Source organism: Haloarcula sp. H-GB5, assembly GCF_054850705.1.
The window spans coordinates 177009-188451 of the sequence record NZ_JBTWBG010000001.1 but is presented as its reverse complement, the minus strand read 5'-3'; the positions used below and the strand labels follow the sequence as shown (position 1 = coordinate 188451).

Annotated in this window: 12 protein-coding genes; 5 read left to right on the top strand and 7 right to left on the bottom strand. The window is 63.9% G+C overall.

Annotated elements, in window-relative coordinates; genetic code table 11:
* From ACYJ11_RS01005 to ACYJ11_RS00985, 5 genes are all read right to left on the bottom strand, one after another.
* Complete coding sequence (locus ACYJ11_RS01005) at positions 1–693, bottom strand: NADH-quinone oxidoreductase subunit B (RefSeq protein ID WP_461646423.1); 693 nt, start codon at positions 691–693, stop codon at positions 1–3.
* Entirely contained in the window at positions 686–1099 is a 414-nt protein-coding gene (locus ACYJ11_RS01000; protein ID WP_005538264.1) for an NADH-quinone oxidoreductase subunit A, read from the bottom strand. The genes ACYJ11_RS01005 and ACYJ11_RS01000 overlap by 8 nt, the downstream gene beginning before the upstream one ends.
* 156 nt (positions 1100–1255) lie before the next feature.
* Positions 1256–1906 (bottom strand): AIR carboxylase family protein, encoded by a 651-nt coding sequence (locus ACYJ11_RS00995; RefSeq protein ID WP_461646422.1) that lies wholly within the window; start codon positions 1904–1906, stop codon positions 1256–1258.
* Between the two features lie 46 nt (positions 1907–1952).
* Positions 1953–2375, bottom strand: coding sequence for a hypothetical protein (locus ACYJ11_RS00990; RefSeq protein WP_461646421.1), 423 nt, complete (start codon positions 2373–2375; stop codon positions 1953–1955).
* Between the two features lie 2 nt (positions 2376–2377).
* Entirely contained in the window at positions 2378–4000 is a 1623-nt protein-coding gene (locus ACYJ11_RS00985) for a uracil-xanthine permease family protein (protein WP_461646420.1), read from the bottom strand.
* A 121-nt stretch (positions 4001–4121) separates the two neighbouring features.
* On the opposite strand from ACYJ11_RS00985, the gene ACYJ11_RS00980 reads away from it, so the two are divergent.
* Both ACYJ11_RS00980 and ACYJ11_RS00975 read left to right on the top strand, forming a co-directional pair.
* The gene (locus tag ACYJ11_RS00980; protein ID WP_461646419.1) at positions 4122–5396 is read left to right on the top strand and encodes a HEAT repeat domain-containing protein; all 1275 of its coding nucleotides are present in this window, start codon (positions 4122–4124) and stop codon (positions 5394–5396) included.
* A 42-nt stretch (positions 5397–5438) separates the two neighbouring features.
* Positions 5439–7064 (top strand): phospholipase D-like domain-containing protein, encoded by a 1626-nt coding sequence (locus tag ACYJ11_RS00975; RefSeq protein WP_461646418.1) that lies wholly within the window; start codon positions 5439–5441, stop codon positions 7062–7064.
* Between the two features lie 21 nt (positions 7065–7085).
* On the opposite strand, the gene ACYJ11_RS00970 is transcribed toward ACYJ11_RS00975, so the two are convergent.
* A complete protein-coding gene (locus ACYJ11_RS00970; protein ID WP_461646417.1) occupies positions 7086–8999 on the bottom strand; it encodes a DHH family phosphoesterase in 1914 nt (637 codons plus the stop codon).
* A gap of 94 nt (positions 9000–9093) precedes the next feature.
* Between ACYJ11_RS00970 and ACYJ11_RS00965 the strand changes: the two genes are divergently transcribed.
* The 3 genes from ACYJ11_RS00965 (at position 9094) to ACYJ11_RS00955 (ending at position 10821) form a co-directional block, all read left to right on the top strand.
* Positions 9094–9591 (top strand): Mov34/MPN/PAD-1 family protein, encoded by a 498-nt coding sequence (locus ACYJ11_RS00965; protein ID WP_188979207.1) that lies wholly within the window; start codon positions 9094–9096, stop codon positions 9589–9591.
* Complete coding sequence (locus ACYJ11_RS00960; protein ID WP_461646416.1) at positions 9588–10016, top strand: adenylyltransferase/cytidyltransferase family protein; 429 nt, start codon at positions 9588–9590, stop codon at positions 10014–10016. The genes ACYJ11_RS00965 and ACYJ11_RS00960 overlap by 4 nt, the downstream gene beginning before the upstream one ends.
* Before the next feature lie 94 nt (positions 10017–10110).
* The gene (locus ACYJ11_RS00955; protein WP_461646415.1) at positions 10111–10821 is read left to right on the top strand and encodes a hypothetical protein; all 711 of its coding nucleotides are present in this window, start codon (positions 10111–10113) and stop codon (positions 10819–10821) included.
* A gap of 104 nt (positions 10822–10925) precedes the next feature.
* On the opposite strand, the gene ACYJ11_RS00950 is transcribed toward ACYJ11_RS00955, so the two are convergent.
* Positions 10926–11354, bottom strand: coding sequence for a hypothetical protein (locus ACYJ11_RS00950; protein ID WP_461646414.1), 429 nt, complete (start codon positions 11352–11354; stop codon positions 10926–10928).
* Positions 11355–11443 lie beyond the last annotated feature (89 nt).

Sequence of the window (11443 nt, the reverse complement as noted above, 5' to 3'; positions counted from 1 at the left end):
TTAGGGGGAGTCGTTCCAGTTGTACCGCATGACGAGGTCATCCTCGTTGATCTCGCTGGCGAGTTTGTCCACGAGCTCGTCCTGTTCGAGGTCACCGAACTGCTCCAGTTCGTAGGGTTTGACCGTCACCGGCGAGGACTCGCCCACGGCGATGCGCTCTTGCAGCTTGGCGACGCCGTAGATGAGTGCCTCGGGGCGTGGCGGACAGCCCGGCACGTGGATGTCGACCGGAATGACCTCTTCGGCGCCCTTGATGACGTTGTACCCTTCCTGGAACGGCCCACCGGAAATGGTACACGACCCCATCGAAACGACGAACTTCGGCTCGGGCATCTGGTCGTAGACGCGCTTCATCCGCGGCGCGAACTTCGAAACAATGGTCCCCGGGACGATGATGACGTCCGCCTGGCGTGGGGACGCGCGCGGCACCCCTGAACCGAAGCGGTCGAGGTCGTGTTTGATCGCGTAGGTGTGGATCATCTCGATGCTACAGCAGGCGATCCCGAACTGCAGCATGAACATCGAGGAGCCCCGGACCCAGTTCATGAACTTGTCGAACTTGGTCAGGATGAACGGCGTCGACCCGAACGCCTCGCGTAGCGTCGAGTTGAAGCGGTCGTCGGCCCCGTCACCCATTCGGGCCTCCTGTGTCGATACGTCTCTCGCGGCCGGTGGTGTCTGGTCACTACTCATATGTGTCTGCCCCCTTCGTGGCGCGCGGACTGCGCACCCACTGAACTGCGCCGTTACGCCAGGCCCAACCGAGTCCGATGGCGAGAATCGCGATGAATACGACCATCGGTAGCAGTGCCGTGGTCATCCCGAACTCAGCGGCGGCGTCGCTGTAGATGACCGTCCACGGGAAGATGAAGACGGTCTCGATGTCGAAGACGACGAACAGCAGCGCGACCATGTAGTACTGGATATTAAACTTGATCTGTCGACTGCTGCCAGTCGGCACTTCACCGGACTCGTAGGTGGTGCGTTTGCCTTGTTCCGGCACGCTGGGCCGCAAGAGGCTCGAAACTGCCATCATCGTCAGTGGGATGGCTAGCGCCACGACCGCGAGCGCGCCGATGGCGATCCATGGATTACTCATTCCGGTATCTCCTATCGTCTGCCGGTTAGAAGTACTCGCATATAAGGGTTCATTGTTCGGTTTTTCGGCCCTGTGGGTCTTTAAGAGCCGACGCGCCTTCGGATGGAAAGAGACCTGCACCCACCGCACTTCCCGTATCGCGACGCCCCTCGCTGCTCACTCGTCCCAGTACTCGCGTTTGAATCCGGGCGTCCCGAGTTCGTGGAGGTCACGCGACGCCTCGCCGACCTCGGTTTGGAGCCCCTCGTGATACGAGACGAGTCGATCCCGAAGCTCGTCGTGTTGCCGTGCCAGAATCTGTACCGCGGAGAGCGCGGCGTTGAACGACTTGCCGGCGTCGACCGCGGTGATGGGCGCACCCTGGGGCATCCCGATGACCGAGTCGACTGATTTCTCCTGCACCGGAACCCCGATGACCGGTAGCGGGTAGGCAATGCTTGCGGTCATGTTCGGCAGGTCCGCGGACTTGCCGCCCGCGCCGGCGATTATCACGTCGATACCGCGGTCGGCGGCCGTCTCTGCGTACGCGTACATCAGGTCCGGCGTCCGATGGGCCGAGCAGACGAACGTCTCGAACGTGAAGCGATTTTCGGGCGCGTCAGTGTAATCCGTCTGTTCCTCGAACCCGAGTTCGTCGGCGAGCGCCGCATAGGCCCCGGGCCGTTTGCCTTGCCCGCCGGCCATCGTCGGCAGGTCCGAGTCGGAGCCCATGATGATGCCGACATCGGGCGTCAGGTCGTTCGGTCGGTCCATCTCAGCTTCTTCGTGTAACTGGTCGATGAGCGACTGGACGCTGTCTGCAGGCATACGACCGACTGGAACCGGGACCGGCGTAAGTGTAGGCGGTTTCCAGTCAGTCGGCCAGCGCCGCTTCCAGTTCAGTAAGGAGTGCCTGTGGCTCTGCGGGAAAGCACCTGAGTGGATCGGTACGGCCGGTTACCTGTATCCGGAGCGCGTACCGCTTGCGATACGTGAGCGCGAGACTGACGATACCGGCGGCAGCGAAGACCCCGCCGAGGAGGACGGACCGGTCGAATGACAGCAGGCCGAACCCGACCAGCGCGGCGCTCATCACCGCAAGAAACCAGTCGATGTCCTGTAGGCTCACCTCGACCACGTCGTCGAGGTCGATTACCACCGGACCGTCACCGCGGTCGACCACCAGTCGGTCAGCGCCGAGGACGACAGTCCCGCCGGTTCGGAGCGTGCCGGTGTACCGTTCGGTGTCGATGGACGGGACGGTGTCCCCGGTCGCACCGTCGCTATCGCTGTCCACGGTCAGTCGTCGCTCACCGCGGGCGGGCGGTCGCCGCCGCGGCCGCGGATACGGTCCATCGACGAGACGTACTCACTGTCGTCTTCGGTGAGCGCGGCCCAGGCCGCGAGCCCGCGCTCCTCGCGGGTCCCAGGCACAGTGTTGTCGAGGACAAAGGCGACAATGCCGCCGACGACCATCCCGGTCCCGCCCATGACGAACAGCGTGGTCGCGACGACATCGGTCCCGAGGACGCTCCCCAGCACCGGCACAGCCGCGAGGCCCTGCTGGAGGGCTGTCGCCCCGCCGACATCCATCCCCTGTCCGACCTGGCTCATGTACTCGGGCACTGCGAGCCCGGCAAACATCGCGAAGCCGACGATGAAGACGTTTCGGTTGGCATCAAGGTCGACGTACTTGAGCTGTGAGAGCCCGACAGCGGCGATCTGGCCGAACATGACGATGTAGAGGCCGCCGATGATCGGCGACGGGATGGTCGCGAACAGCTGGCCCGCTGGCCCGAAGTATCCGACCAGAATCATCACCGCGGCACCGATTTGCACCACGTAGCGGGACGCGACGCCGGTGATAGCGATGGCACCGATATTTTCGGTGTAGGAGGTGCAGCCGTTGCCGGTGCCCATGATGCCGGCGAACACGTTGCCAACCCCCTCCATCCCGATGCCGTCGTTGATCCGACTGCTGTTCGGTGCGCCGCGACCGGCGATGCGGGCGACGGAGTGGTAGTCACCGAAGCTCTCAACGACGGAGGCGAGCATCCCGGCGAACATCCCGACGATGAAGCCCGGCGTGAACTGCGGGAGCCCCCACTGGAACGGATATATGGGCTGGACCAGCGGTGCGCTCGTGACCGAGCCGAGCGAGACGTAGCTGACCGACCCCGCGGCGAAGACGCCGGTGACCGAGAGGATAGCTGCGACAGTCCATGCAAACAGAATTCCCAAGAGTACGGGAAAGAGCTTGAACGCGCGGTGGCGTCGATCGAGGTACTGCGAACACGCGATAATCGAGAGCATCGTCAGCCCGAGGAGCCACCAGTTCTGTCCGGTCCCGGGGTCGCCGAAGTTCGGGTTCGCTATCTGTGGGACGTTAAACAGCGACAGTCCGATGAGCGCGATGACCGGCGCGATGACGACCGGACCGACGTATCGTTTCAGCTTCCCCATGAGGCCGCTGTAGCCGATCACCACTTCGACGATACCGGCGACGATGACGGCCCCCTGTAGTTCGACGAGCATAGTCTGCCAGTTCGCACCCTGCTGGGCCAGCACGCCGATGATGGCCAGCCCGGGCGCGAGCATTGAGAACGTCCCGCCCTGAACGATCGGATATCTGTTCCCGAGCGTCGTCTGGGCGAGCGTCGCGATGCCCGAGACGACGAAGAACGTCCCGATGAGACGACCGACCTGATCCGGCGCGGCCTCGAACATCCCCATCGCGCCCGCCAGTCCGAGCGGGATCGCGACGGACGCGCCGATCATCGTCAGGTAGTGCTGGACGCCGAGCAGTATCGCTTGCTTTCGCGGCGGCTTGTCGTCGATGCCGTACTCGACGAAGCCGGCGGTTTCCGGTTCCTCCGGTGTGGTTGCACTCTGGCCGTCATCGGGCGGTGTCGCGTCAGTCATGCTCGCTACCCATGGCACTGCAACTCCCGATACATATTCTTTGCTCGTTGGCCCAGCGCCGACGGGGCGCAGCCGCCTCGAAAGGAAAACGCTCTTGGCCCGCTCCGACACAGTCTTCGACATGAGCAACGGGGACGACGATGCTGACGCGTCGGACGACGCCGAGGCAACAGATGAGATCGACGTGACCGCCGAAGAACTGGAATCGCGTCTCACAGAGGCCGGCGACGCGTTAGAGGCTGCGGAGACGGAGGCCGACCTCGACGACGTTGAGTCGTCCCTCGACGACATCGAGAGCGACCTCGAAGCCGCCGACCTGCCCGAACCCGATGAGGACGATGACGAGGCCGAGGACCCCCGCGAGGAGCTAGAGTCCCAGCTTTCGGACCTTCGCGACGATCTCGAGGAACAGCGCGGCCCCTACGCTGAGGATGTCGTCGCCATCGTTTCCGACGCCGCCGACACCGTCACTGACAGCGAGTGGACCGACGATGGAGAAGGCGAGGCGCAGGAAGCCATCGAGACGTTCCTCGACGAAAGCGCCGAGTTCGTCGACCACGACGCCGACACTGGCGGCGATTTCGTCGCTGCCGGGGATGCACTGAGTACAGTCGCCGACGCCATCGAAGCGGCAAACCTCGATCCCGACGAGGACGCGGAGACTATCGAAGGCCTCCTCGAGGCGGCCGAGACACTGGAAACGGGGCTTGAGGGCGCCGAAGTCTGGGACGATCTCACGGTACAGGAGCAACTCGACGCCCGCGGGTTCTACGATATCCTGACCAACGAGAACCGGAAGGACTTCCCGCCGGAGTGGAACGCCGCGAAGCTCCACGCCGAGGAGGGGGACTTCGAGCAGGTTCTGTTCGCCTACGAAAAACTAGGATCGGAGTTCTTCGACGGCTACATCGTCGACCTCCTGTACAACCTCGGGAGCGACGCCGAGCCGGCCTTCGACGCGATGCACCAGCGCGCACAGAAACGCGACAAGGGACCGATCGAGGTACTGGGGAAGATCGGCGACGAGCGCGCGACCGAGACGCTGCACGACTACATCGACGGTGACGGCGACCCCGCGCTCCAGAAAGTCACGCTGCGCGCCCTGGGCGCTATCGGCAGTGCGGAGTCGGTCCAGCCGGTCGCCAATCGGCTCGACGCCGACAGCGAGGAGGTCCGCTCAGTCGCGGCCCGCGCCCTCGGCCTGCTCGGTGACACTCGCGCTATCGAGCCGCTCGGCGACATCCTCGAGTCCGACGACAGCGACTCCGTGCGAGCCTCCGCCGCGTGGGCGCTCCGACAGATCGGGACCGAAACGGCGCTCGAGGAAGCCGCCCGCTACGCGGACGACCGTGCGTACATCGTCCAGGCCGAAGCCGAAAAGGCCTCAAGCGCCTGAGTCAGGAAACCTTTTTATACGAACGGGGGGCCAGACGCCCCGATGCGGTCGCTCGCTCCACTCGTCTGTTGCGTGCTCGTCCTTGTCGCGATAGGGCCACATGTTGTCACCGGCCAAGCGACCCCGACCACAACAGCAGCCAGCGGTCCTGGGGAACCGTCGATTCACGCGGTGTATCCGGATCCTGTCGCTGGCGGCGACGAAGGAGAGTTCGTTGTCCTCAGCGTCCCCGACGGGATTGACATCGGACAGTATGCTGTCACCGACGGCGATGGAATCGCGGGGATTCCGAACACCAGCGCACGCGGGCGCGTCGTTCTCTCGACGGCACCGAACCGGACACGGGAACTTACTGACTGGCCGGTCGTCGGTTTCGATGGTTATCTCGCACTGGCAAACGGCGGCGAACGAATCCGGCTGCAGCGAGGCAACCGGACTGTCGATGCCGTCCGATACACGGACTCCACTGAGGGGGAACTCGGCGTCGTTAACGGGTCAGTCGTCCGTTGGCGACCGCTGGGAGCGAGCGACCGCCCAGTCGTTAGGGCCGCCGGTGGTGAGGTGCAAGCGTTCACGCTTCCGGACTCGCCCGCCGCCCCGGTTCAACCGATTCGCAACGCTACCGAACGGGTGTACTTGGCGGGCTACACGCTCTCCTCAGCCAGAGTTGCCGACGCCCTCATCGCCGCTCAGCGCCGCGGCGCGACGGTCCGCGTCCTGCTTGAGGGCGAACCGGTCGGCAGTCGTACCGCCACTGAGGCCAGCACCCTCGATCGGCTCACAGACGCCGGCGTCGCGGTTCGGGTGTTGACCGGTTCGCGAGCCAGATACCGCTATCACCACGCGAAGTACGCTGTCGCCGACGGGCGGGCCGTCGTGCTGACGGAGAACTGGAAGCCCGCGGGAACCGGTGGCAACAGCAGTCGGGGCTGGGGTGTCGTTACGGCACAGCCGCGGGTTGTCGACGGGCTGAACCAGACGTTCCAGTCCGACGCCGGGTGGCAGGACAGCGAGCGGTGGAGAGAGTACCGTCAGGGCCGACAGTTCGAGCAGGGCGAGCCAGCGACGGGTTCGTACCCGAGCGAGTTCCGGGCCGAATCGGTGTCCGTCCAGCGGACAGATCTTCTGGTCACCCCAGACAACGCCCAGGGGGAACTCGTCGCGACGATAGACGACGCGGACGACTCTATCGACGTCATCCAGCCGACGGTCGGGGACTGGGACAGCCCGCTTCTCCGGGCGCTCCGGCGGGCCGCGTCGCGCGGCGTCGAGGTCCGCTTACTGTTGAGTGACGCGTGGTACGTCCGCGAAGAGAACAAACAGACAGCACAGCGGTTTCGAGAGTGGGCCGACCGCAACGACGCGCCGCTGACAGCGAAAGTGGCAGACCCCGACGGTCGCTACGAAAAAATCCACGCGAAGGGTGCCGTCGTCGATGACAAGCGGGTCGTCGTCGGCAGCCTCAACTGGAACGAGGCGGCAGCAACGTCGAATCGCGAGGTCGTACTGGTGTTGCACGGCAGCGATGCGGCCGACTATTTTGGAGCTGTCTTCGACGCTGACTGGGAGGCGGGCGGCTTCGACATGCCGGTCGGAGCACTCGTGGCCCTACTCGGTCTTCTGGTAGTCGCCGGGCTCGCCGCTCGTCGGGTTTCGTTCGAAGCGTAGAAAACGGATTGCGTGGCGAGCTTACACTTCTTCAGGCAACGCCGTCGAACTTCCGAGCTCCTCGTCGATCTCGGCCTCTGCCATCTTCTCGACGAGGGCGTCGATAACCGACTCGCGGCGGCCCTTGACAAACTTGATGGAGCCGACGACGAGGTGGCCGCCGCCGGAGACACCGCCGCCGTCGACCTCCTCGGACAGTTCAGTGACCATCCGCGGGATGTCCAGGCGGACGCCGTCGGAGCGCAGGACAGCGAAGTCCGGGCCATAGCCGATGGTGATGACTGGGTCGCCCGTCTCGGCGACCTTCCGATCGTGGATTTCGCCGGTTGTCTTCCCCGGCGCTGGGTAGGTAAAGCGGTGGGCGTGGTTCTCCACGTCGATCGTGTAGAGGTGGGCGCCGTTGTCGAGGCGCTCGTGCTCGACGTGGCTCATGGCGGCGTCGAGTTGGTCCTCGACATCGCGCTCGGCCCGCTCGGCGAGGAAGTCGACGACCTCCCCGTGGCGGTCCCGGTCGTCACAGTCGACGTTCAGCACGTCGGTGATGAGCTGTTCGCCGGAGTTGTAGCGCAGCCAGTGGGTCGCGTAGTCGAGCGCTTCGCCGATGTCGCGCAGATCGTTCTCGTCGTAGCCCTTCTCGCTTGCGAGATCGATGTAGTCCCGCATCGCCTCAGCCTCGGAGCGGTCAGACAGGCCCGCGACTGCGGGAACGTGCTGAAGGTCCGCAGTGATCTCGGGGTCGATCATCCGGGCGAGTTCGACACACAGCATCCCCGTGGTGATGCGGTAGTCCTCGTCGTGGAGGTAGGGGTTGACGTGCTGCTCGATAAGCGGCTCGACAGCTTCGGGGTCCGGGTGGTGGTGGTCGACGACGACGACCGGGATGTCGTAGTGCCGGAGGTTTCGGTAGGCCGGCGTGTCCTCCTCGGTCGAGCCGTTGTCGAGCATCAGCAGCATCGGAAGCTTCTGTCCGTGGCGGGTCCGGTCCTCCAGTGCGAAGTTGAGATCCCGGGTTACGTCCTCCATCTCGTAGTAGGGGGCCTTGCTCGGCAGGCGCTTGAGGAGGTGCTGGGGCGCGCTGGCGTCCTCGTACTGGGAGGCGATGAACGACTCCAGCGCGACCTGCAGTGGGACGCTCGCACAGAGCCCGTCGCCGTCGGCGTGGTGACGCATCCGGATCGGCCGGCCCGAAAGCACCGTCTTTCGGAGTTCTGTCGCGACCTCGCGGAGGTCGTCCCACAGTTTCTCGAAGGCGGGCCACTCGACCAGCGGCTCGACGTCGGCCGGTTCAGCGGCCTCGGCCAGTGCGGCGTCGAGGTCGCTTTCGACGGCGGCGGCTTCTTCGCCGTCGAGGACGGTCAGCGATTCGGCCTCGACCTGCAGACCGTCGTCGCGCTCCTCGGCACGTCCGGAGACGCGGACGATGTCGTCGATCTCGACGTCGGGGTGCGCCCGGACGCCGGCCTCCTCGAAGGCAGCACACGGGACGATACCGGTCTCGTCACGGACTTGGAACACGGTAGGGCCGCCGGTCTGTTTGATCTGGACGACCTGACCCTCGATGATAACCGTCTCACCGGTAGCGGCGGCGAGGTCGGTTACGGTGGTCGCGTTGCCGTGGACAACGCGCTGTTCCTCGTAGTCGGCGACCTGTACTTCCTCGAAGCTCAGGTCGCCGTCGGGGCGGATTTCGCCGAGTTCGACGATGAGGTCGTCGCCCACGTCGTACTGGCCCAGGAGATTAGAGTCGTGGACGAGCCCGGAGACAGCATCGGAGAGATCGACGAACACGCCGTATTCGACGGTGCCGTTGACAGTTGCGTGGTACAGTGCGCCTTCTTCGAGATCATCGGACGTACATTGGTCCGCAAGATCGTAGACGATGGTCCCGCCGTCGGGGACCGTCGCACCGTCACCGGTGCCAGTTGGCGAAGACATTTGTCAATCCTTCGGTGCTCCCCCGTTTGTACTCTTCGGAATCCACGGAGGGACGAACACAACGCGTAAAAAGCGTCCGACCTGACAGCGTGGTATGGGGTTGTTCCGAACGAGCGGGATACTCGGGATCGCGGAGTCCGCACTCGAGTTCGCGCTCGCAGCCTCCGAGGAGGCCCATCCAAACGAGTACATGGGTTTTCTCCGGGGCGATGACGCCAGCAAGCTTGGGCTCGACGATGACGGTACTGTTCTGACCGACGTTCTGGTCATCCCGGGGACAGAGTCGAACCCGGTCAGTGCGACCGTCAAGACGAGCATGGTGCCAAACGACATGCGAGCGGCGGGGTCGATTCACTCGCACCCGAACGGCGTCCTCAAGCCCAGCGACGCCGACCTCGCCACGTTCGGTCGCGGCGATGTCCACATTATCGTCGGCTACCCGTACGGCCGTGACGACTGGCAGGCCTTCGACAGTGACGGGACAGAAGTCGACCTCCCGGTACTCGACGTGGAACCGCCGGAGGAGTCCTTTTTCGACTTCGATCAGGCCGATATCGACGCGGAGCTCCGCGAGGAGGAGTTCGATCAGTGACCCGCGTCGTCGCACAGGGCACGTTCGACATCCTGCACCCGGGTCACGTCCACTACCTGCAGGACGCCGCCGACATGGGCGACGAACTGCACGTCATCGTCGCCCGCTCGGTCAACGTCACTCACAAGGAGCCGCCGGTCGTCCCGGACGAGCAACGCCGGGAGATGGTCGCCGCGCTCAAACCGGTCGACGAGGCGCACCTGGGCCATCCCGAAGACATTTTCGTCCCCATCGAGCGCATCGAACCGGACATCATCGCGCTTGGCTACGACCAGCATCACGACGACGAGCAACTCGAAGCAGCGCTGTCCGCCCGCGGCCTCGACTGTGAGATCTGCCGGGCCAGCCCGCTAGAAGCCGAATCGGCTGACCGACTCCTATCGACTGGCCGGATTATCGACCGGATTCTCGACGAGCGTTGCTAACTCGGTACCGCGGTTTATACGCTCGTATCGGGAGCTTAGCAAAATTATTTTACAATGCTACGCCTCTAATGTAACCAACAGTTGTGTTGATACGATGGGAATGGTTACAGTCAACGACGTCGATTCGCTGTCGTACCGCGCTGTCGAAGTACTGCTGCTCTTGCCGACCCTCCTGTTTGGGTTTCTCGGGCTTGGGGTGATCCTCGTCGGGCTAGGGGGCGAGAGCGTGGGCGATGGTCCACTCGGAATGGCTAGCATCTTCGGGACGTTCGGCGTCTGGTATATCGGCGTCATTGTTGTCGCACTGATATCGTGGCTTGTAACCCCAATTGTCCTCTATTTCGACACCAAGAAGATACGAGATGCGGACGTGGACTGGGACCCGAATCCGGTCCTGTACGCGGTCGGCGGCTTCTTCCTTGGGTACTTGATGAAGCTTCACCACCTGTATCATCGCCATCAGTATGTCGTCGACTGGGTGGACCGGGACTGGTGGTGGACGGTTGTCGCTGTCGGAACCGTGCTGCCGCCTGTCTGTATCGCTCTCGGGGCCACGCTTGTTTCGAGCGGAAGCCTCGGCATCGGATTTGTCTTGGTTGGTGTCGGCATTCTCACAGCGGTACCGTTCTCTGTCGCCATCTACCGCGACGCGACCTACGTCCGTCTTCAGTCGGGGGCCTGGCAGCCCAATCCAGGGAACTACGTCAATCTCGGCGTCTTTTTCTTGCTTCTCGGGCCAATAGTGTACCCCATAATCGGCTGCTACTACCTGTTCCGTCGCCATCGGGCTATCGGGACGCTGTAATCGGTGCCTCGTCTATCCCTGCTTCCGATCCGGGATACGAAGCAATATGAGAAATGGTTGGCACATGCTGCGAGTGGGTCCCGGTTCCAGTCTTTCTGCAGTTTTCATTCTACAACGGTGACCGTCGCCTCCGAGATGACGCGCTCGTCCGAGGTATCCGTCCCGGCCTCGACCGCCAGCATGTACTCACCGGGTGCTGCACCGTCCGGGACGGCGACGGCCAGGCTGCCCATCACTGAATCAGCGACAGGGTCCCAGACGAGCTCTGGCGGATAGGACTCCCGTACGGCGGTCGGTTCCGGTTCGAAACCTTCGTGTATCACCTGCCAGTTTTCGGGGATTTCGGCCAGCTGCCAAGTCAGGACGCCGACCGACGAGGCCTGCACCTCGATTCTCGCCGTCCCGCCGGGCGCGGCGGTCACGTCTGCGGTTTCGATGGTGAGTCCGCTGTCCGAACCGCTGCCAGGAGCCCCACAGCCGGCCAGGCAGATCGACCCTGCCGAGAGTGCAAGCATGGTTCTCCGGGTTCGCATACCGGCTGTTCCAGTGGCCGAGTGAAAACGGTTTACACGGAGATTGCTCGAACCTGTGTCGAGTTCGGATGGCGATGCTGTCCAGCGTG